Source organism: Duganella sp. Root1480D1 (assembly GCF_001427305.1).
Classification (GTDB): Bacteria; Pseudomonadota; Gammaproteobacteria; order Burkholderiales; family Burkholderiaceae_D; genus Rugamonas.
In genome coordinates this window covers 182,786-208,710 of sequence record NZ_LMFZ01000002.1, presented here as the reverse complement: position 1 = coordinate 208,710, position 25,925 = coordinate 182,786, and the positions used below count along the sequence as shown (strand labels likewise).

Here is a 25,925-nt window from a genome sequence, read left to right as displayed (position 1 = left end):
GAAATTAACGGGTTTGCTTGTCGTGCTTCTGGTGGTGGATGGCGGCGCTGTCGCGGTCAGCTTCGCGCTGCAGCTTGCGGCGCTCCTTGCGGGTGACTTTGCCGTCGGCCTTGGCCATGGCTTCGTCGTTGGCCAGCTTGGTTTCGCGAGCTTCCAGGTGCTGTGCCTCCTTGGCGGTCAATTGGCCGGACTGGATGCCCTGGGCGATGCGCTCTTGCTGGTGCTCTTCGCGCTTGTCCAGGTTAGGGGTGGATTGGGCGAAGGCTGGCAAGACGAAGGCCGATACCAGGACGGCGGCGAACAGCTTGGTGGTTTTCATGGCGTACCCTTTCATTTGTTGGTTTCCGCAAGTCGCGTGGCTGCAGTATAGGGCGGCCAGGGGCTGCAAAAAACATCGTGCCGTGTAATCGGTGTAAGCATTTGCAACCGTTTTGTTAATGAACTTCAGGGCGAAGGTGGTGCATCAGGTCCTTCAGCGCACCCTGGGACAGGCCGTCAAGCTCCGGCGAACGGCGGTCGATCTCATTGGCCAGGTCGGCCAGCAGCCAATCCATTTCATCGAGCATGGCGCGCAGTTCGGCCAGCACTTCTGGATCGTCCTGCATCATGGCCAGCATGCTGGTCATGTCGTCGGGATTGAAGCCGGCTTGCAGTACCAGTGAGCGGATCGAGGCCATGCGCTCGAACAGGAAGGCCAGCGGCGACCCCGGCGAGTCGGCGGCGGGGCCCTGTTCCAGCATTGTCCTGAGGCCGAACCAGGCCTGCAGCAAAGCGGACAGGTGGTTCAGGCGTTCCGACGGATCGGCGGCGGGCCCGGCGTCGGCCGGATGGCCGGCCTGCGGTTGCAGAAGATCGCGCAGGATGGCCAGTACATCGCCATCGAAGCGCGGCTTGTTAATCCGGTACAGCATTTCAAGGCGCTGCATGTCCAGGCGGCGCAACACGGTTTCGGTTACGTCGGCAGCTGCAATGATGCGCGACAGGCGCTCGATCTGCGCGCCGTGCAGGGCGTGCGGATAGCCGCTGCCATCGAGCCGTTCGTGGTGTTGCAGCACGGCCTTGCTCGCAGCTGCAGGGAAGCCCGGCAAGTCTTTCAGCAGCACGTAGCCGGTGACGGGATGCACGTGCACGAAACGGCGTTCTTCCGCCGTAACCTGGTGCGACTGGTCGAGGATGCGCGGGTCGGTGTGCATTTCTCCGAAGTCATGGCACAAGGCTGCCAGCAGCACAGCCGGAAGGTCGGCGGCAAGAATGCCCATGCGCTGGGCACTGGCAAAGGCGATGATGGCGCTGCGCAGCGTGTGTTCGAACATCTCGGGGTGCTTGTCCGCCATTACCGTCAGGCGCAGCTCGATGGTCGAGTGCAGGCGCAGGTTGGCGGTGCAGTGCTTCAGCTGGCGCGGATCGCCGGCGCGCGAGAGGAGTTGGCGGTAGGTGGCATCGTGTTCGAGGATGCGGTCGAATTCGATCGCCAGCGTGGCGGCATCGACGGCCTTGTCGGAGGACAGCACCTGGTCGAGCGGGGCGGAGAGCTTGTAGCGGGTGAGCTTTTCAAACTGCTTGCTGTCGATTCGGGCGCCCTTGGCCAGCAGCTTGGTGCCGTTGCTGGCATAGATATCCTCGCTGGCGATGACGTCGCGCGTATCGCCCATCTCGGTGACCGAGCGCACGAAATGCGGGCTCTCGCCGGGGACCTCACTTAGTTGCATTTCGCTAGCCAAAATGTCCACCCTGGGGTCGGGAACGAATGTGGACATTCTCGCAGAAAAAAAAGGCCCCGCGCTAGGCGGGGCTGGAAGTAGAGGCGGAGAGACGCCTTTGAAACACCTTAGAACTTGTAGCGCAGGCCGGCCAGGAATTCACGGCCGGTCACGTTGTTCACCACGACGCTGTTGCGCGCGCGGCTCACGAACTGGTCGTTTTCCTCGTTGGTCAGGTTCACGCCTTCCAGCGTGAGTTCGAGCTTGTCGTTGATTTTGTACGACATGGAGAAGTCCACGTTCAGCGACTTGTTCTTGCCTTCGACATCGTTGTTGTTCTGGCCCGGCACGCGGGTTACGAAGGACGAGCGGGAGGACGCCGAGATGCGGGCACTGAGCTTGCCGTTGTCGTAGTAAAGCGTGGCGTTCCAGGAGCGCGGCGACAGGTTCAGCAAGTCGTCGGTGATGCGGGTATCGCTGGTCGGCGAAACTACGTACTCGATCTTCGACTTCACGTGGGTATAGTTCACCAGGGCGCCGAAGTCCTTGCCCCATGCTGGCAGGAAGGTGAACGGCTGCTGGTAATTCAGCTCGAAGCCTTTCAGCTTGCCGCCATCGGTGTTGATCGGCGCCGTCACCTGGAACACTTCTTCGCCGGTGAAGTTGGCCGGCAGCAGCGACATCGGCAGTCCGGTATCCTTGTACGGAATATTGGTGCGCAGCGACTGGATGTAGGTGCTGATGTTCTTCTGGAACAGGCCCAGGCCGACAAAGGCGTTCTTGCCGAAGTAGTATTCGAGGCTGGTGTCGAAGGTCTTGGCGCGGAAAGGCTTCAGCAGCGGATTGCCGGTAGTGATGCTTGGCGTGCCAGTGGTAGCGATGGTGCCGCCTGGCGACAGGTTGTTCAGCTGCGGGCGGGTCATGACTTTGGCCGCGGCGAAGCGGGCGATCAGGTCTGGCGTCAAGGAGGCGGCGATGTTCAGGGACGGCAGCGTGTCCGAGTACTCGTTGTTGACGGTAACGGCGGTGCCGCCACCGGCAGCCTGGTAGCCGGTAGCCGAAAGCTCAGTCTTTACATAACGCGCGCCAAAGTTGCCGCGCAGTGGAATGCTGCCCAACTCTGTCTTGAATTCGCCCATCAGGTAGAAGCCCTTGTCTTCCTCGGTGACAGAGCGGTTGTTGCCGCGTGCATTGCCGTTGGTGATGGAGGACAGGGTGAAGTCGCCCGGGCCGCCGGCAGCACCGCTCTTGATGCAATTGCAGTAGATGTCGTATGCCTTGGCGATGGCGTTCAGGTCCGGGAGCAGCCAGGTGGTATAGGTGCCAGCCGGCAGGTTCTGGCCGTTGCCAAAGCCGCTCAGGGTGGTGGTCAGGTTGCCGGAACCGGCGGGCGGCGCGAAGATCGTGTCGTTCTGGTTCACGCGGCGCGACTCATAGGAGTCGAAATCGTACTTCTTGCGATTCAGGCCGCCCTTGAAGGTCAGCGCATCCGATGCTTCCCAGGCCAGGTCCACGGTGGCGGTGTCGTTGCGGTTGGTGGCGCCTTGTGGACGAATGCGGATTTCGCTGGTGGTGGTGTTGGGTACGGTAGTTGGCTGGGTGCCGCTGGCAACCTGCGGCACGCCGACAATCCCCATGCTGCCGCTGGCAGCAGGATCGAACGGCAGCGAAATGACCGGATGACGGTCGTCCTGGCGGAAGTCGATGGTGTAGCCGTTCACGTTCAGCGCATCGAGCGTGGTGGTGGTCTGCACCGGGTTGCGGAATTTCGAGGTGGCGCGGCCAACCCGTGCCTGCAGTTGCAGGGTGTCGGTCAGGCGCTGCTCGATGGTCAGTGTCGGCTGGGTAAAGGTGGTGGACAGCTCGTCGAAGCGCGATTCCGCGCGCATGTCCACGCCGTTGAATTTTCCGTACAACAGGTTGCCGTTCGGCGCGTACTGTGCTTCCACCACCGAGGTTTGCGGCTTGCCGCCCTGGCTGGCGGAGCGGCTGAACGAAATCGCTTCCAGGAAGTCTTCCTGGCGCGTTGCATCGAGCTTCGCATACAGCATGTCAAACGTTACCAGCGAGCCTTGCATCGGGCGCCATTGCACGGAGCCGGTCAGGCCGACGCGGTCCTGGTCGTGGGTCAGGCGGCCATAGCGCGGCAGGCGCGGATGGAAGTTGTTCGCATTGCTGGCCAGGTTGTAGGCATCGCTTGCCGCTTGCGAGGCGGGCAGGCGCGCTACGCCTTGTGCCGCAGGCCCGCAGGTAGCGGCGGTGGAATTGGCTGGATTGGCCGCTACGCCTTGCGGTGCGCACCAGCCGCCGCTCGATGGGCCGTTATCCCAGCGCACCGTGGAAAAGCCTTCTTCCAGCAACTGGCGCTTGGAGAAGGCGCCGGACAGCAGCACACCCACCTTGCGATCAGCGAAAGTATCGGACAGCAGGAAGGCCACGCGCGGGTCGGTCTTCTTCGACAGGTCGTTGTACTTGCCCTTGGCCGTGATGGTGGCGTTGAAGCCTTTCAGGTCGAAGGGGCGCATGGTTTGCAGGTCGACAGTGGCGCCCAGCGAGCCTTCGTCCACATCGGCGGAAGAGCTCTTGCGCACGGTCAGCGACGAGAACAATTCGGAGGCGAACACGTTGAAGTCGAAGCCGCGCGAGCGGTTGGTACCGCCGGAGCTGTCGGTGCCGCCGGTGGTGGCCAGTGCTTCCAGCCCGTTGATGCGCACGCGGGTGAAGTCCTGGCCCAGGCCGCGCACGGTGATGCTGCGGCCTTCGCCGGCGTCGCGGTCGATCACTACGCCGGGCACGCGCTGCAGCGATTCGGCCAGGTTAGTGTCCGGGAATTTGCCCATGTCTTCGGCCTTGATGACATCGACAATGCCGTTGTCTTCGCGCTTTTTGTTCAACGCCGATTCCAGCGCAGCGCGCAGGCCGGTAACCACCACTTTCATTTCTGGTTCCGCAGCCGGCGCTGCGGCCGTTGTGGCCTGCGCGTGGGCCAGGCCCATGGCCAGCGCGGTGACCGAGTAAGTGCCGACGAGACGCAGCGCGAACTTGCGCAAGGCCTCGGATTGATCCGTAAACTTCATGCCATCTCCTGTTTTATTATTCCTGCCGGCTCTTCTAATTGGTCAGGCCGGTTTCAGTATTTTATGCCAATGTTTTTGCAATGTGGTCAGTCCAAATGTATTTATTTTTAAAATTGGCCTGTCCAGATCAGGCTTCAGCCGAAAATTCTCCGCTATAGCGCTTGCCGCCTATGGTGACGTTGTCCAGCATCAGGCCGCGGACGTTGTGCAGAAACCACGGTTGCTCAATATTGCGTGGCGTGCCGAAGTCGCAGTCGCGGATCTTTACCCGTGTGATCGGCGGGATGGTCACGCCCGGGGTGCCGTTGTAGCTGCTGGCAACGGGGCCGAGCAGCACCATGGCCTGGTAGCAGGAGACCCTGCCTTGCGGCGTATTGACGTTGCCGACTTTGAGGCCGGAGATGTCGATGTCCGATACCTGCGGCGGGCGAGTGCGCACCGCGTCGTCGGCTGGCGCGTAGTCGCAGTCGAAGGTGATCACGGCGCCTGCACCGGAAGCGATCGGGCCGGCTGGCTTGCTGGAACCAGCGAGCGGCTTGTAGAGGCCGGGCCTGGTTTGTACGCCGTTTGGCAGCGTGCAGTTGCGCACATAGAGGTGGCGCAGGAAGCCGCCGCGATTCATATTGGTTTTCAGGCGGATGGCGGTATTCAGCGCGTCGCTGGCCCAGTGCAGGTTTCGGAATTCGATCTGCTCGGCGTAGACGTGCTCAATGCCGCCGGCCATTTCGCTGCCCAGCGTGACGCCGCCATGGCCGCTGTTCATCACGCAGTTGCGGATCAGGATATTGCGGGTGGGGCCGTAGTTGGTATCGCTGTTCTTGCCGGCCTTGATGGCGATGCAGTCGTCGCCGTTGTTGAATGTGCAGCCTTCCACCAGCACGCCGTCGCAGGCTTCGGGATCGAAGCCGTCGCTGTTCGGGCCGAGGCTTTCCATGTTCACGTCCTTGAAATGGACATTGCGGCTAGCGACTGGATGATGCACCCAGAACGGCGCACCGACGACGTGGTAGCCCTGCAGCAGGACATTTTCGCATTCGATCAGTTCGACCATGCTGGGGCGCAGGAAGTGGCCGTGGCCGAAGACGCGTTCGTTGGCTGCGATGCCGGCTTCGGAGAGCGCGGGCAGGTAGCGTGAATCGGCCTGCCAGCGATTGCCTGAGCCTTCAATCAGCGCACTTCCTTCTGGCGCGAGGCTCGGCGCGCGCTGCGAGAGCGGGGCGTTACGCGGGTTGGGCGCGTTTTCGGTGCGGTCGTGCGCTGGCTTGCCGCGGCCTTTCCAGTCCCACCAGCACTCGTTCGGATTATTTTCGAATGGAACACCGCCCTGGCCGTCCAGCACGGAGGTCCAGTCTTCGCCGGTGAGTGCTATGTTCTTCTGGCCATGGGCGTAGACCAGCGGGGAGAAGTTCAGGCAATCGTTGCCTTGCCAGCGGCTGCGAACCAGCATGCCGTTGTTGCCGCAGTCGATGTCGCCGTATCTGGCGTAATCGCCAGGGTTGGCGCTGAACACCAGGCGCGCACCTTTTGCCAGGTGCACGTGGACATTGGAGCGCAGCACCAGCGGACCCTTGACGTACCAGACACCTTCAGGAATGAGCACGCGTCCGCCGCCGGCCTTGTGCGCGGCCGCGACAGCGGCGGTGATCGCAGGATAACAATCATGGCTGCCTTTCGCGGGAGTTTGCAGCGTGCCCGGTTCAAGCGATGCAACCTGGCCTTGCACCTGAACCAGCTTGCAGGGCTTTGCGCCGTACTCCGTCACCAGGAAGTCCTGCTTGCGGAAAGCGAGCGGTGTGGCAAAGAGCGCCGCGATCTCGCGCGCTCGCAACCATGGATCGCCGCTGCCCACAGCCGCCGCGAACCGCGCCAACACCGGCTGCGAAGCGGCCAGCGCACCGCCAGCGACGGCCGCCCGGAGCAACACGCGGCGCGCAGGTGCTGCTGGGCTCGTGTCACACCCTGGGGTCACACCCCAAGTGTGACACGGGCTCGGCTGACTGGTTTCGCGCGGGCCGCTCATTTGCTTGCTGCCAGGGTGGTGCGCACGGGGTTGGCGGCGCGGACGGCGGCGTCGGCGACGTAGGCTTCCCAATGCTCGCGGCTGGTGATTTCGCCGGCGCGGCTCCAGGCGCCGCCGGCGTAATAGCGCAACGGCTTGCCTGCGCTTGCCGGCGCGAGGATCAGCTCATTCAAGCTGTCTTCCGCAAAGCCTTGCGCGGTTGGCACGATAACGGCGGTCCCGAAGGCGCCGTTGCCGGCTTGCTCAACCCATTGCAGCAGCACCTTGCCTTCGCGCCTGGTGGCGATCTGCGGGTTCTGGCCCTTGTCGCTCGGCGTCTTGTTCAGGCCCACGGCAATGGTCAGCGGCTTTTCGCCCGCATAAGAAAAGGTGGATTCGATCATATCGAGCTGTTGGCCGGCATCGACGGTGAAGCGCTTCGTTTCCATGACCGGCAGGCCGGCGGCGTCCCACGCTGCGTATGACAGTTCGAATATCGAGCGCACCGGCCCATTGGCCAGCACTTTCCAGCTCGCGTAGTTGGTGGAGACATACAGCTTGCCGCCTTCCCACACCCCAGTACCGCCGGCACCGCGCGAACGGCCGACGTTGTACATGTCCATGCCTTCGCCTTCGTCATGGTGGTAGTGATCGTGGCCTTTGTTGTACCAGCGGTCGACGATCGGGTAAGGCACGCGCTTGAACCACAGGTCCAGCCCCGAGGTCACCAGCACTTCTTTCACGACGCCCGCCGGGGCGGGTGCGGCCAGTGCGGGCCCATAGGTGCGGTGGCCGATCTTGTCGTTTTCCCAGCCGAAATCGTCCAGGCGTTCCGGCACATAGCGGGCAAAGGTTTGCGCGGCGAAGACTGGCGCCACACTGTCGATCTTCTCAACCGTGTAGGTGGCGGACTTTTCGCCGGCCTTGAAGCTGTGCTGGAAAATCAGCTCGCCGTAGGCGATGCCGACATTTTGCGGGTCCTTTGCCTGTGGCGCGACATTGGTGACCTGGTGCGGCACCAGGCGGCCGGAGGCATCGCGCACTGCGATCTTCTGTACCAGCGCATGCGGCAGCGCCTTGTTCACCTCAGACCAGGGCACGGTCACGGTTTCCGAGGGACGCGCGATGTCGAGGTCGTGCTGCAGCGTGATGGTCAGGCGTTCCGCTGCGCTGGCGGTCAGCGCGGGCAGGGCAGCAGCCAGCGCGGCGAGAATGCGGGTAGTCTTCATGGCGGTTCCTCAGTGGTGTTCACGGTAATCGGTTTCGCCGCCTTTCGGCAGATAGTGGTAGGTGCGCACGCGGTACTGGACGTCCAGCTTGGGATTGGTGACCAGCTTGATCATCTCGGCGCCCGCCAGCAACAGCGGGCCGTAGCCGTGCAGTGCGTGCTTGCTGGTCGGGCGATTGTAGTAGTAGACCTGGTCGCCGGCCAGCGTGGTGCCGACGCAGATGCCTTCCACTTCACCCAGCCCGGTCACCCTGGTTTGCAGGCCCGCCCAGCCGGCTTGGGCGATCGAACCGTAGGGCGCCGGCGAGATCCAGCCCTGGTTGACCGCGTGCGCGATCACATAGGTGAAGATGGCGGAAGCCGACGTCTCGAGGTAGGAGTCGTTACGGTCGATCATCTGGTGCCACAGGCCGCTGCCGGACTGGCGTTCGGCAATGCCTTTCAGCGACAGCCGCAATTGCGCCAGCACTTTCGGGTAGCCCGGATGGTCTTTCGGCAGCACGTCAAGCAGGTCGGACATGGCCAGCACCGCCCAGCCATTGGCGCGCGACCAGTAGAAGTTCGGCGCGTCCTTCATGCCGGGGTGCCAGCCGTGCGTGTACAGGTTCACTTGCGGGTTGAACAAATAACCCGACATATTTAGCACATTGTTCACGGCGTCGTCGTAGTAGGCGCGCCTGCCGGTCATGCGGCCCATTTCGGCCAGCGCCGGCACACCCATGTACAAGTCGTCGCCCCACAGCGATACGGCTTGCGGCCGCTTGCGGGCCAGGGTGCCATCCTTCAGGCGGAACTGTTTGTTGGCGACCCAGTCGCTGCACGTGGCAATCATGTCGGACAGGTCGGGACCAACCTTGGCGGCGCGAGCGCGCATCAGGGCGGCGCACATCGAGCCTGAATCATCGAGCGAGCGCGGGTCGAGGAAGCGCGAGAAGCTGTTGCCGCGCTCCAGCTTGAACTGCTTTTCCTGCGCGGTGAAGTAAGGCTTGGTCTCTTTGAAGAAATTGAAATGGCGTTCCGTCATGGCGACGAAGCCGCGGTCGCCGGTCGCTTCGGCTGCGCGCAGCAGGCCGGAATGCACCAGGCCCATTTCGTAGACCTGGATGCCGAAGTCGCCCTTGCTTGGCTCGAAGATCGCATCGGCCACCGGGGTTTTCAGGTCGGTGATTGGCTCGCCGGTTTTCTTGTTGATGATGCGGGTCGGGGTCACGCTGTCCATGTAGCCGCGCACCTTCTCCAGCGTGCCGGTGATCTCGGCGACCGTCGGCATCTTGTACGGCACGGGGTAGGTGCCCTCGGAGATGTCGGTCAAGTTTTTATTGTCGGGATTGCGGTACGGGCCTTCAGCGTGGGCCGGGCTGAGGGCAAACAGGCAAGCCAGGGCGGCTGCCAGCAGGGACGATGTCGGCTTCATAGGTCTCCGGTGGGACGTTTCAAGTGTGGTGAAAGTGCGTCATCTGGTCAGGCCATTCTAATTTGGTCAGGCCAAATATGCAAGGTGGACTAGCCAATCGAGTTTTTTGTGTGGCATACTGAAAACGAAGGGAAGGAACAATGCAAGTACCCAAAGGATTTCTATGAAAATTGCACGCTACATCAAGATGCACGAGGCAGACAATGTCGCCATCGTGGTCAATGACGGCGGCTTGCCGGCCGGATCGGTATTCCCGGACGGCCTGACGCTGGTCGAGGGCGTGCCACAAGGTCATAAAGTCGCGCTGGCCGACCTGGCCGAAGGCGATCCCGTGACGCGCTATAACGTGACCATCGGTTATGCCGACCAGGCGATCCCGCGCGGCTCCTGGGTGTCGGAAAAGGTGCTGCGCATGCCTGGCGCCCGTTCGCTCGACGGCCTGCCGATCGGCACCCGCAAGCCGGCGCCGCTGCCGCCGCTGGAAGGCTACACCTTCCAGGGTTACCGCAATGCCGATGGTTCGGTCGGCACCCGCAATATCCTGGCCGTGACCACCACCGTGCAGTGCGTCTCGGGCGTGGTCGACCACGCGGTCAAGCGCATCAAGGAAGAACTGCTGCCGCGCTATCCGAATGTGGATGACGTGGTGGGGCTGGAGCATATCTACGGCTGCGGCGTGGCGATCGATGCGCCGGGCGCCGATGTGCCTATCCGCACGCTGCGCAATATCAGCAAGAACCCGAACTTCGGCAACCAGGTAATGGTGGTCAGCCTCGGCTGCGAAAAGCTGCCGCCGACGCGTTTGTTCCCGGCCGGGAGCATCCCGATTGCATCGGCCAACCTCAATTCCGCCGCTGGCGAACCGGACGTGGTATGCCTGCAGGACGGTGCGCATGTCGGTTTCAACTCGATGATCGATTCGATCATGCGCACGGCGGAGCATCACCTGAAAGTGCTGAATGCACGCCAGCGCGAAACCGTGCCTGCTTCCGAACTGGTAGTTGGCGTGCAGTGCGGCGGCAGCGATGCCTTCTCGGGCGTGACTGCCAATCCGGCTGTGGGATTTGCAACCGACCTGCTGGTGCGCGCCGGCGCTGCGGTGATGTTCTCCGAGGTGACCGAGGTGCGCGATGGCATCGACCAGCTCACGTCGCGCGCCGAAACGCCGGAAGTGGCGGCAGCGATGATACGCGAAATGCAGTGGTACGACGATTACCTGAAGCGCGGCGGTGTCGACCGCAGCGCCAACACCACGCCGGGCAACAAGAAGGGCGGCCTGTCGAACATCGTGGAAAAGGCCATGGGCTCGATCGTGAAGTCCGGCTCGGGCGCGATTCACGGCGTGCTGTCGCCGGGCGACAAGCTGACGCAGAAAGGCCTGATCTACGCGGCGACGCCAGCCAGCGACTTCATTTGCGGCACGCTGCAAATGGCGGCGGGCATGAACATCCACGTATTTACCACCGGCCGCGGCACGCCGTATGGCCTGGCAGCGGTACCGGTCATCAAGGTAGCCACCCGCAATGACCTGGCGCAGCGCTGGCACGATCTGATGGACGTGAATGCGGGCCGCATTGCCAGCGGCGAGGCGACCATCGAAGAGGTAGGCTGGGAGCTGTTCCGCCTGATGCTGGATGTGGCGAGCGGCAAGGAAACCTGGGCCGAGCACTGGAAGATCCATAATTCACTGGCGCTGTTCAATCCTGCGCCGGTAACCTGATGACGGAGTAAGAGACATGAGCCAAACTGGAAAACCATTCAAGCGCATCCTGATGACCGGCGCGGCCGGCGGCCTGGGAAAAGTGCTGCGCGACCGCATCAAGCCTTGGGCGGAAGTGGTGCGCTTGAGCGATATCGCCGACATGGGCGAGGCGCGCCCCGGCGAGGAGCTGGTGCCGTGCGACCTGTCCGACAAGGCGGCCGTGATGAAACTGATGGAGGGCGTGGACGCGGTGCTGCATTTCGGCGGCATTTCAACCGAAGCGCCGTTTGAAGCGATCATGCAAGCCAATATCCTGGGCGTGGCGAACCTGTACGAGGCGGCCTACAAGCACGGTGTGAAGCGCCTGATGTTTGCCAGTTCGAACCATGCGATCGGCTACTACAAGACCACCGATATGCTGGATGCGAACATGCCGACGCGGCCAGACAGCATGTACGGCATTTCGAAGGTGTTTGGCGAGCAGATGTCGCGCTATTACTACGACCGTTTCGGCATTGAGACGGTCTGCATCCGGATCGGCTCCAGTTTCCCGCAGCCGGCGAACAAGCGCATGATGTCGACCTACCTGTCATATGACGATCTGACGGAGCTGCTGCGCTGCTCGCTGTTTGCTCCGCGCGTTGGGCACACCATCGTGTTCGGCATGTCGGACAATGATTCGGTATGGTGGGATAACCGTTATGCGGCGCACCTGGGTTATCGCCCGAAGGACTCGTCGGCACAGTTCGCGCACCTGTTCCCGGATACTTCCGAGTTCCCGGCGAAAGACGACGTTACCACCATTTACCAGGGCGGTAAATTCCTGCTCGACGGCCCGATGTTCAAATGATTGAGCTGCGCAGCGGCAGCTTGCGGGCAGTGGTGCTGCCCGCCGGCGGCGGCGGCCTGGCGCGGTTTGACTGGTTGCGCGGCGCCGCGACGGTCGCTGTGTTGCGTCCCGCTCCAGAGGGTGTCGCGCAGCCGCTGCCTGGCCAATTGGCCTGTTTCCCGCTTGTTCCCTGGTCCAATCGGATCGCACCTGATGGCTTTGAGTTCGAAGGGCGACGCATCACGCCATCTCCCACGCGCGAAGGCGAGCCTTGTCCAATCCACGGCGATGGCTGGCGCCTGCCGTGGCAAGTCGAGGCACGGGATGAAAGCAGTGTCGTGCTCTCGCTGTATCGCCGCGATGGCACGCCGTTCGCGTTCACCGCCCATATGGCCTATACGCTGTCGGACAACGCTTTGCGTGTGACGCTCAAGGTCACGAATAATGGACGGTATCCGCTGCCGTTTGGGCTGGGGCTGCATCCATGGCTGCCTCACCCGGAAGACGCGCGCCTGCATGCCGTGGCGGACGGTGTCTGGCTGTCCGGTCCTGAAAAATTGCCTGGCACGAGAACAGCGCTGCCTCCGGGATGGAATTTCGGCGGCGGCATGCCGAGCCCATTGCCGCCCGACGGCGTCGATAATGCCTTCACCGGCTGGGATGGCCGCGCACGAATTGACTGGCCATCGCGCCGTTTGCGGCTGCGCATCAGCACCGACATGGGCTATTACATCCTGTATGCACCGCCGGGCAAGGACTTCTTCTGCTTCGAGCCGGTCGACCATCCGGTCAACGCGCATAACCTGCCGGGAGGCGCGGCTGCCAATGGGCTGACCGTACTGGCGCCGGGCCAGGACCTGCGTCGCACAGTGCGTTTCACAGTTGAGGAGATAGCATGAGGAAGCTGCATCGTGCGCTGGGGGCCGCCCTGCTTGCCGCCGGCGCGAACGCTGTCGTGGCTTCCGATGCGCCTTATAACGCCGAATCAACGTATGCAAAGCTGGTTGGCCAGTATCCTTACATAGCGATTGCCAGCGCGGAGGCGCCTGCGCCGGTGCGGGTGTTGCGCAACCTTGGCTACGTCCAGCGTGGCGATCACGCCTTGCAGCTTGACCTGTACCTGCCGGGGCCAAATCGCATCGGCCCAGGGCGTTCTTCGCCGCTGGTGGTGCTGGTGCACGGCGGGGGATGGCGCAGCGGGACGCGTGCGAACATGGCACCATTGGCGGCGCGCCTTGCGGCGCGGGGCTTCGCAGCTGCCACGGTGGACTATCGCTTGTCCGGCGAAGCGCGATATCCAGCGGCGATCGACGACGTCAAGGAGGCGCTGCGCTGGCTGCGCGCCGCGGCCCCGCAGTATGCGCTGGACGATAAGCGCATTGCTGTCGCAGGTGGATCGGCCGGCGGCCAGATTGCTGCACTGATTGGCATGACGAATGGCAGCGACGCGGCCAATGCCGTGCAAGCAGTCATCAACATTGATGGACTGTCGGATTTCACCTCCGAAGAAGCGCGCCAGCATGAAGACGACCCGGAAAAGAATCCCTCTGCGGCTGGCGCCTGGCTTGGCGGACGCTACGCGGAACAGGAAGCGCGCTGGCGCGACGCGTCGCCGCTGACGCATGCTGGTGCGGGCAGTGCGCCGATATTGTTCGTCACCAGCGGCCAGCCGCGTTTCAGTGTGGGACTGGACGACCTGGTGCGGCGCTTGCATGAATTCAAGATACCCACTGAGCACGTACACCTGCCGGGGACGCCGCATTCGTTCTGGCTATTCGACCCTTGGCTGGCGCCGACGGTCGACGCCATGCAAGGCTTCCTCGAGCGTATGCTTGCCGTGCCGCAGCCGGCACGTGCTGCATGGGCACCAGACCTGGGAGATGGCCGCTACCGGAACCCAATCCTGCACGCCGACTATTCGGACCCGGATGTGATCCGCGTCGGCAAGCGTTACTACATGACCTCCTCGAGCTTCACCAACGTGCCAGGCTTGCCGTTGCTGGAATCCGACGATATGGTGAACTGGCGGCTGGTCGGCCACGCCTTGCCGCGGCTGGTGCCGGAGCAGGGTTTCCGCACACCGCAGCATGGCAAAGGCGTGTGGGCGCCATGCCTGCGCTATCACGATGAACAATTCTGGATCTTCTATCCCGATCCGGATTTCGGCATTTACGTGATCACCGCCAAAGACTTCGCCGGGCCATGGAGCAAGCCTCGGTTGCTCATGGCCGGAAAGGGCCTGATCGATCCGGCACCACTGTGGGATGACGATGGCAAGGCCTGGCTGTTGCATGGCTGGGCAAAGTCGCGCGCGGGCTTCAACAATGTCCTGAGCCTGCGGCCGATGGCGCCGGATGGCAGCCGCATGCTGGATGACGTCAGCCGCGTAGTCATAGACGGGAATACGCTACCGGGCTACAAGACACTGGAAGGCCCCAAGCTCTATAAGCACAACGGCTGGTACTACGTGTTCGCGCCAGCTGGCGGCGTGGAGACCGGTTGGCAATCGGTGTTCCGTTCGCGGACTATCGACGGTCCGTATGAGGCGCGCATCGTGATGGAGCAGGGCGGCTCTTCCATCAACGGGCCACACCAGGGGGCCTGGGTGCGCGCGGAAGACGGAAGCGATTGGTTCTATCACTTCCAGGACAAGCGTGCCTTTGGCCGCGTGGTGCATTTGCAGCCGATGCGTTGGCAGGACGATGGCTGGCCGATTATCGGTGAGCTTGCCGCCAAGCCGGGCGTTGGCCAGCCGGTGCTTGAATATATAAAGCCAATGACCGCCGCGGCCGCAGCCTCCCAACCCGCCTGGCCGGCAACAGGCGACGAATTCCTGGGACGGCGCCTCGCGCCTCAGTGGCAATGGGTATCCAACCCGATGCCAGAATGGTTCTCGCTGACGGCCCGTGCAGGCTTCTTGCGATTGCGCGCACAGCCCGCGCCGGCAGGGGGCGCGGCGGCCATCGCGCCGCTGCGTGGCTTGCCGGCAGTGCTGACACAAAAGCCGCCTGCGCCGGTCTTTTCGGCGGTGGCAAGGCTCGACTTGCATGCCGTTGCCGATGGCGACACGGTCGGCCTGGCCATGTACGGCCAAAGCTACGCCTGGCTGGGCCTGCGCCGCGAGCACGGGGAAATACGCGTGGCCTACGTGCGCTGCGAGGCGGCCAACGAAAAATGCACGGAACGACAGGAGGGATCGGCCGCTTTGCCGCTGAAAGCTTTTGCCCACTTGCGCATGGACGTCGGCGCCGGCGGCCAAACCACCTTCTCCTACAGCCAGGACGGCGTGAACTTCGCTCCGGTAGGCACGCCGTTCACAGCCGCCATGGGCCGCTGGGTCGGTGCCCAGATCGGCCTGTTCGCGACGGGCGCAAAAGGCGCCTACGCCGATGTAGATTACCTGCGCATTACGCCATAGTGGCTGGTGGCCTGTAGGACGGATCAGGCTTTAGCCAGTTTGGCGCCCGTTGCGATCAGCGTCGCGCCGCATGACGTCCGATGACCTTCATAAGCCGCTGGCTTTCTGTCTACCGTATGTTCGCTGTCACCCTCAATGATCGTGCAAGTGCCACCGTGGCCGGGAATCGGACAAGTGCATTTGTCGCCTATGCAAGCAATCGGCTTGCCATCGACCGTGAAATGCGGAGCAGCGCTGGAGATGACCTTTCCTCCATGCGAAGTCAGGTCACCCTTTCTGATCACTCTGCGCATTGTTCACCTCAATTAGCCGGGGCATTGTTGTAATTTGCCGGGTCGACTAATGGCGTTGTCTTATCTTCACCCCAGTATTGTTGGCGCTTGCGGACCTCCTCGGCAGGAGGAGTAATAAAGACAATGCTTGCTTCATTCGGATCGCGCAGATTGATTGCGGCACTGATACTGCCGTCTTTATGGCCAGACAAGACACCGATCGCCATTCCCATGAACAGCGTGCTCGCACCGGTGTTGCCTAGGCGCCGATCCATGTCAATGAGGCGATCATGCCTTGCCGGGTCAAACGCAGGGCCGCCAGAGTCGAGAATACGGCGCAGCAGACCATGCAGGTCGACTTGCTGCCGCACTTTGCCTCCGGTGGATGCCACGATACGCGTGGGGCCCGGCGTGCGCTTTGATTCAGACAGCGCGGCTAGTGCCTGCTGCCAGCCCTTGTAAAGCAAGGCCTGGCGTTCTTCCGGCTTTTTGACGGGTTTTCCCTGATCATCCAACAATGGGACGAATACTGGACGATGGACGAATCCCAGGCTGGGCAGGCGGTCAAAGTCTTCCAGTTGCTCAATACTCCAGGGGACCGGAAACCACGGGGTGGGTTTCCATTCCTTCGGCGGATGGTTTCGATTAAATGTGACAACGTCTCGCATCGACGGCCAACCACGGCCGCGGATGTCGTCCCGCTGCGCAAACTTCGCAGCTACTGGCAGCCATTCGTCAATCAGCGGTTCCCTTCCTGCACCTTTCAACTCTCCCATCGGAACAGGAACACTGGTCATAAGTTCCAGATGGGTGAGGAATAGCCGCCGCCCAATGCCATATTGGTTCAGCACGTCGGTTGAGTGATCCTTATCCCTGAGGTCTTCAAAGGAAAACGGCCTCAAACTGTTTACCCGCTCCCGTCTTGCCAGGACAAACAGCACGGTCGAATCTGGCATCTCCGTAACGTAATACCCATCTTTAAATGAGATCGACGGTACATTAGCATCCAATGTATCTCGTAGGTCTATGCCATCTGCGGAGGTCAGTACGACATAGGGAATATCAGGGTGCTTGTCGAAGAAGCTGAAGACGTCATCGAGAATCCTGTCAGGTCTTTCGCCGAACTTCCGGGTAGCGAGAACGAATAAGTACCCAAGCATTCCATTGCTGTTTACGGATTGAACCAGTCCACCTCGTGGACGAAGATCGCTGTCAGCATATTTTCCCGAAAGAGGAGGCTCCGCGTTGAACGCGGGTGTGGCCCAATAGCTGACAATTTGACGAGCTCCGTTCTGCAAAGTTGAGCTTCCACGGCCACCCGCTACACCGCTTTTTTCTTGCGCCTGCCAAGGATATTTTCTGGGGTCAGCTTCGCGTATTGTCGTGAACTGGTCACCGGCTTGAAGTGCCCTCCACAAATTATTTTGTCGGAACTTATCGAAGGTCACTCCCAAGCCAAGAATCTCTAGCACATAGGTTCTGCCTGCATTCATTTCAGATGTTCTCCTAAGTTGCTCTGCGGTGACATTTGATTGCGGCTCCCGAATGAAATTCGTTGCGAATGCGATGATTATTGTGATTGCAAATATTGACTTGTTTGGCGTGTTCATTTGCGAACGTCTAACTCGAAAAAATTGAGGGGTCGGGGGCCTCCGGCGTCACATCCGAGTCAAGCTCACAGACAATGATTTCCGGTATTCCGTTCCGAGCTAAAGGGAGCGAGGTGGGCAATATGCCTGTGGAGTAATACTCTGCGCTTCCCTTGACGAGTTCACATCGCCATGCGGGTTCTGACGCAAAGAAATCACTAAATGAACTTTCGAACTTGCTCCATTTCAATGTTCGTTCGAGTGGACGGTCTTTGGTTTGCAGGCGCCAATCCGCAACCGCGCAAAGGTAGTTGTAAAACTTAGGGTCCGCACATGCTTGACCACCGCCAATGGCAACGTCATACGCGGTGACCTGGCTGTGATTGAGTCGCCCTCCAATAATGGCGCCGTGGAACGAGCGCGAGGCGCTCTGGTTTTGCCATCGCAGCCTGGCCTCATTTGGAGTCTCGGTTCGATTGAGAAGCAGGCGGCGCGGAAAAACCGGCCTTGGGATTCCATGCTCCCATTGCATGCACATCGCGACCGATAACACGTTGCATCGTTCAGCATTGGTGGCCTTGTCTTTGTTCCACCATGCTTTGATCTCGGTGGCTAGGCCGGTGGGGTACGCGACCGGGCCGGCGTGCAAGTTTGGCTGTGGGCTGCCTGAGCATTCTTCGCTGTAGATTGTCCTGTTGGGGTTAGGATCAGCGATGGCCTCCCACAGGTTGTCAATACCGTAGGCACTTGTGATGGCGATTACCGCGTCATCTGGCCCGAGTTGCTCTGCGGCGCCAGGCCTGCCTCTCGCGTCACTTTTCGAATTTTCGAGAAGGCTGGCAGGCACAGGCTTCTTGAGCGGCTCGCCGTTGATGGTACGCCGACCAATGGACCTTGTCATTTCCGGCAATTGGCCGCCTTGCCGGTTTGGGGTTTCCAGGTGTGCGCGCACAAAGTAGTCGCTTGAAATGCCTTCGCTGACAGCGGTATGTCCAAGGTCATTTTCCCCTGGCATACGCAGTTCAAAAATGCTGTTTGGCTGGCCCACCAGTACCGGTGCCCCGTTCTTCGGATCCGGTCGGCGCTTGTTGGTGAAGACCCGCTGGAAGAACCCTGCGCCAAGTTCCTTCATCGGCTGCCGGATATCCTGCACCAATGTTCGCTTCTCCACACCGTTGAAGTTTTGCGTCTTGATGCGTTTCCCAATGATGTAGTCAGGAACCCCCTGCCAGCCAATGCCTTGGACGTTTGAAAGCGCGACGGTCATATCCTCTGGGCAGAAGTAGAGGTAGGTCTTTCCGCGATTGTCACGATCTTCCTCGGCCCGCCATTTCTTTCCCACCGCTCCGAAGAATTTCTGTGGATCAGACATTGCCTGGAATGGTGGCGACGTGCGTCGCGAAGCCCAAACGCCGTTTATGATATTGGCCAGTGTGGACATTCTCGCGTTCAGCGTCTGGTTGCCCGCTATGCGATCGTACTGACCCGACATGCGCGCATCTGCGCCCGAGTAGTAATCGGCGCGGCGTGCTGTCTGCGGGAGTGAGTCGACCAGGCTGTATGGCGGATGCGTCATGATCAGATTGTCTGCTGGTCGTGCGTTCGCCTGTATCTTTTTCATTTCCGAAGACAGTAAGAAAGCCTGGGCTAGCAAACTGATAAGGCAGCCCTGGCTGTGTGCGACGATTGAAACAACTTCATCTTCGTCATAATCCCTGATCATGCAAACCAGGGCTGCAAGCCGCCGCGCGGCCAGCACCATGTAGAGTCGACCGGGATTATTCAGGACCGGGTGCGTGGCGTCTTTTTGCGCGATATCGAGTGCCCGGAACAAGCCTGATTTACCCCTGTTCCACATGTCCGGAAGAGTGCTCGTCGCATTTGCAAATGGACCGCCGCCTTTGGCAAAGTCGAGGTCAAGGCGGTTTCCATAGCGGTCCACGCACTGGCCATGGCTCGTCTGGTCTCCTTTCTTGGCATGTGCATTCTCTTCGCGAAAACCCCAATAAAAAGGGATGACAGGACTAATCGTATCGTCCGATACAGTGCGTTTGTAAAAGACAGCATCGGGGTCTTTCTCCAACTTGGCTTTATCGGACTCGATTGGCAAGCGGTAGCTAGCCGGACGAAGGTCGCCATCGAGCCGCTCAGTCAGGCCTTTGCATAAGCCTTCTTCCACTGCCGAATAGCTGGTTCCCAGATCGTTCACTCCGTGTACAAGGATGATGTTCCCCGGTGGATTGTGGCGAAGCGGAATGGTCTTTGCCTTGTCGTTTTTAGGCAGATAGACCCCGGAAGCCATGCCACGCTCATAAGGCGTTTTCGGGTATCGGGAAGGCATTTACTCACCCCGGCCTTTCGCGTCACTCCCATTCTGGATCACGCGTGCGATGGCACTATGCATGGTGTCGCTCTCCATCACGCTGGTGCGGCCTGCCTCATCGCTTTTCTCGCTGCACTGCGAGCCGTCGGTGCTTCTTATCTCTATTTTTGAACCACTGGCAGCAATGCTTTCCTCGCCTCGATTCGCGTAATATTTTCCCTGGAATTTGATTTGCGTTTTGCAGTTGTCGAACGTTGGAAGTTGGGTACTCATAGACTTTGGCCCTTTGAATGGAAAGCTTGCGCCGTAATGCGCAATTGTTCCGTTGGTGCCCAGGGTAATTCCGCCACCAATCTTGATGAAGGAACCGTCTTCGGCGACAAGAACTATTTCTTTGCCCATTGCGATGACTTTCCCTTCGCTGGCTGTTAGCATGAGGTCCGTTGCCGCATTCACTTCTGTATTTCCACCTTGGCTTTGCAACAGCAATTTTCCCTGTTGGGCTATCGCAGAGAGCCCGTCGCTTTGGGAGAATAATGAAAGCCCCTTTCCTGCGTTGATGCAGGCGCGCTGGCCGGCGGTCATCGACAAATTGCCGTGCGCTGCGGTCTCAGCATCCTCACCTGCATAGTTGGCGATCGCCTTCGGTGTGGTGATCGAGATGCCGGCGGGCGACGTAATTCCTATGCTCGCTGGCGCATTGTCACCGTCCCATCGCTTTACGGACTCCAGAAGATGGTCGATGGAGTCTCGCTCGATCTTCAATGCGCGGCACTTCTCCGCCAACATTCCAATTGCCTTGGCGAGTTCGGAACATTCGTCCATCACCTTTGCCATCTCGGCGCGTCCCAGGATGCTGCCTGCCTCCTTTCGCCATGCCGTCAGGAGCAGTCCCCGGCCGGCGCGAAGAGCGATATGACCTTCTGTCCTTAATTCGGCGCCTTCGCCACGCGCGCGGCCTTGCCCTGACTTCCTCGGTTCCGAGATGTATCCCAGATTCAGATGGGATTCCTTATGCTCAGAGGCCAGTTGGACGCTGATCTCTCCTTGGGTATCGTCGAAAAGGAGCTGATTTGATCTGCCTTTCTTAATCTCCCTGCTCTTTATGCCTGAGAGATATCGATTCCCTGGCAGGTCACCCACGTTGCTGAAAGCTGGTGGCTGGCCCCGCTGATTATAGAGTTGGCCGACTATTACCGGCTTGTCTGGTTCGCCACCAAGAAATGCGATCAGTACTTCGCTTCCGACTCTGGGAAGCGTGAGTGTTCCGCACTGGCCCGCATGCCCCGGCCAGTTGCCGGCCCAGCCGCTGGCTACGCGAACCCATGCCGAATCCATTTCAGTATTTGCTGCGCCTGCACCTTGTGCGTGTCGGTGGTCAGCTTCTTTTGTGCTCTGGAATCGGATCTTTACGCGTCCTAGCGGGTCGCAATAAACTTCTTCACCGTCCGGACCAACAACGATAGCGCTTTGCATTGGCACCAGCGGCAGGTCTATGCGAGGGTCATACGAAGGAGCGATTTCAATACCCCGTCGCACGACGCTAAAATTGACCCGAACGCGCGTTTCTTCTTCAGTAGTTTTGCAGCTTGCTGCGCTCACCCAACGGCTCTTTATGAACAAACGTTCTGCTCGTTTTGCCAATTGATTGGAGAGGTTATTTGACACATCTAGCTGAAGAGACGTGACAACGAATTCGCGCTCGGCATCTGCATGTTGGTCGATCTCTGGATGACCATCCAGCATGAAATATTCACCGACCTGTAGGTCACGAGCAGTACCCTCGCCGTGAAAGCATTTGGATAGGTAATCGTGGCGTCGTATGGCCAGCTCGCCCAGCCTGCATAAGTCATCGTAATCATCACCAGCATGCGGTGCCAGTACTTGGCAATCGTCCAGTGAGGCAGAGACGTAATTGCCGTTGTCGCCCTGGTTCGATCGAGACATAGCGGTGCTCCACATAAAGTCACCAGACCAGGGATCGCGGTAATTCCAACTGAAACGAGTGCTTCGGCCGGCCTGCAAAGTGCGCGCCGCGCACCAGGAAGTGATGGCGTCGCGTTCCTCTGCTGCGTTGTCGCGGTGGTAGCGGAGATTAGCAGCATGGCATTGCTGCAGGCTCGTGGAACGGTTGAACAGGAATAGCGTATGGCTCGGGTAATCGCTTTGCTTGGCGCGGTAGAACCAGGCGATCCCGCTGCGCTTGAGTAGCCGGTGGATAAAAGTTGCATCCGACTCGTTGTATTGCATGGTGAACTCGCGTCGGGGCAAAGGTTGATTCGCTAAAGGCAAGTCAATTTCGTAGCTGAAGCAGGTACCTATGACGGGTGTATTTGCGAGCCATTCGTCCAGGATCACCTGCACGATTTCCACTTCGTTCTTATCACGGAAAACGCGTGTGTTGTTGCGCTTTTCCATTATTGCGAGCGCATCGCGCATTACCAGTTGGTAGCTGGCCAATCCACCGTCGCTGTCCCCGGCGAAGGCTTCGGTGACGATCCCGCATATGCTGCGCAATTCACCTCGCTCCGTCACGATATCGACAGCGGCCGGCAAGGCAATCAGCTCTTTGAGAGGAATGAAAGCATCGAGGGATACGCACAAGATGTGGTATTCGATCCCGCCGCAAATCGATTCGCCGCCTTGGATTTTCTGCGGCAGGAGCACATCTTCAAGGACTTTGCTGGAATGCGCCAAGCGCAGGCGCAGTGGACGGTTGTCAGTAATCAGATCCTTGTCTTGTTGGAAGAATCTGAGCAGCGTGCTATCCACAGCAGCCTCCATTCATCAGGATGAAGCGAGGTCACATGGTGGCACGAGCAGAAATTACTGGCGTTGATCTTAAGCAAGATTACAGCGCCGCGACGCTATGGTTTAACGTTGGGCTGGCCGCAGTTTGCCGAGATGGCCGGCGCCGGCATTGCTCATGACGTTGGGCTGCACATCGGCGGCGGGGAGGGCAGTGAAGGTATAGGGGACGGCCCAGCCGACGTCCGGCGAAAAGCCGCAATCCGCCAGCGCTTTGCCATTCAATTGCGAGCCGCGATCCAGCACGCCACCGGGTTCGGATTTGCCGGGATTATGCAGTACGTCGGCACAGCCACGGGCGCCTTCGATGTCGTAGGCATTGGCATCGATGATCACGTGCGCCTGCTTGCCGATGCCAACGCTGTATTCGTGCGCGTATTCGGCGTGCTTGCGTGAACCCTTGTGGAAGTTATTGAACAAATGCACTCGCCCGAACCGCACGCGCGGAGTGCGCGCCGTCACATGCTCGAAAAAGTTGTTCGAGAAAGTCACGCGCAGGTGCCCTTCATCGCCACTGGCGCGGTCGCTGGCACCGACCAGGGTGTTCTTTTCGTGCAGCGCGAAGTGATTGTACGAGACGGTCACAAAATCAGAGGCGGAAGTGATATCGAGTGCGCCATCATGGCACTGCTTCAGCATGCCATTCTCTTTGGGCGACTGGCCGTCGGTGCGCGGCGCATCGGTGAAGCTGTTATGGTCGATCCAGACGTGATGCGAGCCGGTGACAGTAATGCCGTCGTACAGCGAATTCCAGTTGCCGTGCGGGCCGTCCTGCGGATCCCATTTTGGATCGGGGTCGCAGGGATTGCTGATGGAGAGATTGCGGATGATGACCTGGCTCACGTTGCCGACGACAATGCTGGCGCTGATGAAGCCTGCATCTTCGCCAAGCCCGATCAGCGTGGTATTGGACGGAAGCCGCACCACACCCGGCCTGGCGCCATCAGCCATGTCGAGCGTTCCCCGCACTTGGATGACGCGTGCATCGGCATTCGCGGCCAGTGCGGTCCGCAGTTCGGCAGGCGTGGCGACGGTGAGCGTTGCGGCGGCAGGAGCCGCGGCGCCGCCATGCGTGCCGCCTTCCGCACTAGCCCAGCCATCGTGAGGCGCATGCTCGCGCGCCGCTTGCCGCGAGGTCTCGGCAGGATCAGTCAGCGGTCCGAGCGATGGGAACAGGCGCGCCAGTTCGCGCGCCGCCATCTCACCGAAGAAGCGGCCGCCTTTGGGACCAAGATGGGTGTAGTCGAAGCCGGCCCCCTTGGGTTGGGCCAGGGCGTCGGCTTCTTCCGGCCCCATGGCCTGCACGGCCGCCAGCGACAGTGCATTCAGGTCGAGCAAGGCTGCGCCTTCGCGCTGCGCCACTTCGCGCGCTGCCGTCGCCCAGGGCGCCAGGTCATTCCACACATAGCCGTTGCGGAAGCTGCGTCGGGTGAGGGAGGTTACGAGAACGGGCACGCCGCCGCCGGCTTTCACGTCCGCCACGTAGCGTGCCAGGTTCGCAGGGTACTCTTTGACCAGGTCCGTTGAGCGGCCAGGCTTGCCCGGCTGGTCGTTGTGGCCGAACTGCATCAGCACATAAGTCTTGCCGTAGCCTGTGCCATCGCGCAGCAAGGCCTGGACTTCATCCCAGCGGCCTTCGGCACGGAACGAACCGGAGCTGCGTCCATTCTTGGCGAGATTGAGGCAGGTGGTGGCAGGGCGCTGGCGCCGGCACAGGTAATCGCCGTATCCGCCGCCACTGGCGACAGTCGAATCGCCGACCAGGATGATGCGGTCGGCCGCATAGGCCGGCAATGTGGCCGCGCAGGCCAGGGACAAAAGGATGTGACGCAGCATGAGGCTCCCCCTTGAAGTTCGCCTCATTTTATTTTGGCCTGACCGCACATGCAAGCGGTCAGGCCAAAATATTTCATCCGCGTGAGAAGGTCTTGGTAACGCGTTCCAGGTGGGCGCGCATGGCCTGGCGTGCGCCGGCAGCATCGTGGGCGGCGATGGCCGCCACGATATTGCGATGGTCGTCCAGTGTGTTCTGGCGCAGTTCTTCGGTCTGGAAGTGCTCTTTGAGCTTGTGCCACATGGTGCCGCGCTGGTTCCACAGCGTTTCGACCACGCCCACCAGGGCCGTATTGCCGGTAGCGCGCGCGATCGCCAGGTGGAAGTTGCGGTCGGCCTGCTCATTGGTGGCGCGATCGGCGTGGTGCTGCTCCATTTCGGCCGCGGCGCGCAGGATGGCGTCGATCGCGGAATCGGTCGCCATCTTCGCCGCGATTGCCGCGACCTCGGATTCGATCAGGCGGCGTGCCGCCAGCACTTCGAACGGTCCGGGACCGCCTTCCGTTACATCGGAGGGGGAGGAAGCCTTTTCGCTGACATACACACCGGAGCCGCCGCGCACTTCGACAATGCCGGACAGCTCAAGCGCAATCAGCGCCTCGCGCAGCGACGCGCGGCTGACACTGAGTTTGGCCGCGAGCTCGCGTTCGGCCGGCAAGCGGATGCCAGGCTTGATGTTCTCTTCGCGGATCAGGTCCTGGATCTTGGCGGCGACCACGCGGTACAGCCGTTGTTCGGCTGCTGGATTCGGCTCCGTTGCAACGTTTTTCTTGTTCATGGGGCCAGGGCCTTCTATAGGGAGTTGGTCGCCCGATTTTAATTTGGTCCGACCAATTTCGCAAGAAAGGCGGGGCCGGGAAATGCTGGAGATGTCTCTGATAAGATGTCTGACATCTTTTTCGCATGTATAATGAAGCCATGACTATTCTCCCTCGCAAGCGACACACCCTGGCCCAGGGCGTGGTCGAACAAATCAGCGGCAGCATCAATAGCGGCGTGCTGAAGCCCGGCGACAAGCTGCCGACCGAGTCGGCCATCATGGAGCAGCATGGCGTCAGCCGTACCGTGGTGCGCGAAGCGATTTCGCACCTGCAGGCGGCGGGCCTGGTGCAGACCCGCCACGGCATCGGCACCTTCGTGCTGGAGAAGCCGCGTAACAGCGGCGGCCTTGGCATCGATGCAGAAAGCATTGTCACCGTGCGCGACGTGCTGGCCATTCTCGAGCTGCGCATCAGCATGGAAACCGAAACCGCCGGCCTGGCTGCTACCCGGCGCAGCGATGAGCAGGTGGCTGAACTGGCGCAGGCCTTGTCCGATATGCGGCAGGCGATGGAGCAGGGCCGCGCCTCGGTGGAAGCAGACCGCCGCTTCCACCTGGTGATCGCGAAGGCCACCGGCAACCGCTACTTCGTCGACATCCTCGGCCAGCTTGGCCAGGCGATCATCCCGCGCGCCCGGGTCAACACCGCCAACCTGGCGCAGGATCGCCCGGCCGATTACCTCGAGCGCGTGCACCGCGAACACGAAGACATCTTCCGCGCCATCCAGCGCCAGGACCCGGAAGCCGCCCGCGCTGCGATGCGCACCCACCTCTCCAATTCCCGCGAGCGCCTGCTGCAGGCACAACAACGTTTCGAAAACCCGGCGTAAAAATGGGGTACGTCCCCATTTTTTCGCTTGCGTTCATTTAAACTAGGTTATACGATGACATACAACTGAGCTCGCGCTCGATT

17 protein-coding genes are annotated in these 25,925 nt (G+C 60.8%); 5 read left to right on the top strand and 12 right to left on the bottom strand.

Translation table 11 applies throughout. From position 1 onward, the window contains the following. Nucleotides 1-4: 4 nt before the first annotated feature. From ASD58_RS04360 to ASD58_RS04335, 6 genes are all read right to left on the bottom strand, one after another. Entirely contained in the window at nucleotides 5-319 is a 315-nt protein-coding gene (locus tag ASD58_RS04360) for a hypothetical protein (RefSeq protein WP_057259877.1), read from the bottom strand. Between the two features lie 115 nt (nucleotides 320-434). Then, nucleotides 435-1,709 (bottom strand): HD-GYP domain-containing protein, encoded by a 1,275-nt coding sequence (locus ASD58_RS04355; RefSeq protein WP_162252979.1) that lies wholly within the window; start codon nucleotides 1,707-1,709, stop codon nucleotides 435-437. A 119-nt stretch (nucleotides 1,710-1,828) separates the two neighbouring features. Beyond that, the gene (locus ASD58_RS04350; protein ID WP_057259875.1) at nucleotides 1,829-4,777 is read right to left on the bottom strand and encodes a TonB-dependent receptor; all 2,949 of its coding nucleotides are present in this window, start codon (nucleotides 4,775-4,777) and stop codon (nucleotides 1,829-1,831) included. 127 nt (nucleotides 4,778-4,904) lie between these two features. Next, nucleotides 4,905-6,701 (bottom strand): glycoside hydrolase family 28 protein, encoded by a 1,797-nt coding sequence (locus ASD58_RS04345; RefSeq protein ID WP_057259874.1) that lies wholly within the window; start codon nucleotides 6,699-6,701, stop codon nucleotides 4,905-4,907. 92 nt (nucleotides 6,702-6,793) lie between these two features. Next, nucleotides 6,794-8,005 (bottom strand): DUF4861 family protein, encoded by a 1,212-nt coding sequence (locus tag ASD58_RS04340; RefSeq protein WP_057259873.1) that lies wholly within the window; start codon nucleotides 8,003-8,005, stop codon nucleotides 6,794-6,796. Between the two features lie 9 nt (nucleotides 8,006-8,014). Then, nucleotides 8,015-9,418 carry a glycoside hydrolase family 105 protein gene (locus ASD58_RS04335; protein WP_057259872.1) on the bottom strand — a complete coding sequence of 468 codons (1,404 nt, stop codon included), beginning with the start codon at nucleotides 9,416-9,418 and terminating at the stop codon, nucleotides 8,015-8,017. A gap of 163 nt (nucleotides 9,419-9,581) precedes the next feature. Between ASD58_RS04335 and garD the strand changes: the two genes are divergently transcribed. The 4 genes from garD to ASD58_RS30365 are packed head-to-tail and all read left to right on the top strand — an operon-like array spanning nucleotide 9,582 to nucleotide 15,367. Then, complete coding sequence (garD, locus tag ASD58_RS04330; protein WP_057259871.1) at nucleotides 9,582-11,138, top strand: galactarate dehydratase; 1,557 nt, start codon at nucleotides 9,582-9,584, stop codon at nucleotides 11,136-11,138. Nucleotides 11,139-11,154: 16 nt separating this feature from the next. Next, nucleotides 11,155-11,970, top strand: coding sequence for an NAD(P)-dependent oxidoreductase (locus ASD58_RS04325; protein ID WP_057259870.1), 816 nt, complete (start codon nucleotides 11,155-11,157; stop codon nucleotides 11,968-11,970). Beyond that, a complete protein-coding gene (locus ASD58_RS04320; RefSeq protein ID WP_057259869.1) occupies nucleotides 11,967-12,848 on the top strand; it encodes an aldose 1-epimerase in 882 nt (293 codons plus the stop codon). Before ASD58_RS04325 ends, ASD58_RS04320 begins: the two co-directional genes overlap by 4 nt. After that, complete coding sequence (locus ASD58_RS30365) at nucleotides 12,845-15,367, top strand: family 43 glycosylhydrolase (protein WP_082565213.1); 2,523 nt, start codon at nucleotides 12,845-12,847, stop codon at nucleotides 15,365-15,367. The genes ASD58_RS04320 and ASD58_RS30365 overlap by 4 nt, the downstream gene beginning before the upstream one ends. Before the next feature lie 23 nt (nucleotides 15,368-15,390). On the opposite strand, the gene ASD58_RS30360 is transcribed toward ASD58_RS30365, so the two are convergent. The 6 genes from ASD58_RS30360 to ASD58_RS04290 form a co-directional block, all read right to left on the bottom strand. Beyond that, the gene (locus ASD58_RS30360; RefSeq protein ID WP_082565212.1) at nucleotides 15,391-15,660 is read right to left on the bottom strand and encodes a PAAR domain-containing protein; all 270 of its coding nucleotides are present in this window, start codon (nucleotides 15,658-15,660) and stop codon (nucleotides 15,391-15,393) included. Nucleotides 15,661-15,668: 8 nt separating this feature from the next. Then, nucleotides 15,669-17,249, bottom strand: a complete 1,581-nt coding sequence (locus ASD58_RS04310; RefSeq protein WP_082565211.1) for a DUF2875 family protein — start codon at nucleotides 17,247-17,249, stop codon at nucleotides 15,669-15,671. Between the two features lie 10 nt (nucleotides 17,250-17,259). Continuing rightward, a complete protein-coding gene (locus ASD58_RS04305; RefSeq protein ID WP_057259867.1) occupies nucleotides 17,260-19,530 on the bottom strand; it encodes a DUF3274 domain-containing protein in 2,271 nt (756 codons plus the stop codon). A 39-nt stretch (nucleotides 19,531-19,569) separates the two neighbouring features. Continuing rightward, nucleotides 19,570-22,323, bottom strand: coding sequence for a type VI secretion system Vgr family protein (locus tag ASD58_RS04300; RefSeq protein ID WP_229209892.1), 2,754 nt, complete (start codon nucleotides 22,321-22,323; stop codon nucleotides 19,570-19,572). Nucleotides 22,324-22,425: 102 nt separating this feature from the next. After that, nucleotides 22,426-24,195, bottom strand: a complete 1,770-nt coding sequence (locus tag ASD58_RS31050) for a GDSL-type esterase/lipase family protein (protein ID WP_057259865.1) — start codon at nucleotides 24,193-24,195, stop codon at nucleotides 22,426-22,428. 73 nt (nucleotides 24,196-24,268) lie between these two features. Then, a complete protein-coding gene (locus tag ASD58_RS04290; RefSeq protein WP_057259864.1) occupies nucleotides 24,269-24,970 on the bottom strand; it encodes a FadR/GntR family transcriptional regulator in 702 nt (233 codons plus the stop codon). A 140-nt stretch (nucleotides 24,971-25,110) separates the two neighbouring features. On the opposite strand from ASD58_RS04290, the gene ASD58_RS04285 reads away from it, so the two are divergent. Further along, nucleotides 25,111-25,842, top strand: coding sequence for a FadR/GntR family transcriptional regulator (locus ASD58_RS04285; RefSeq protein ID WP_082565222.1), 732 nt, complete (start codon nucleotides 25,111-25,113; stop codon nucleotides 25,840-25,842). Nucleotides 25,843-25,925: the final 83 nt, after the last annotated feature.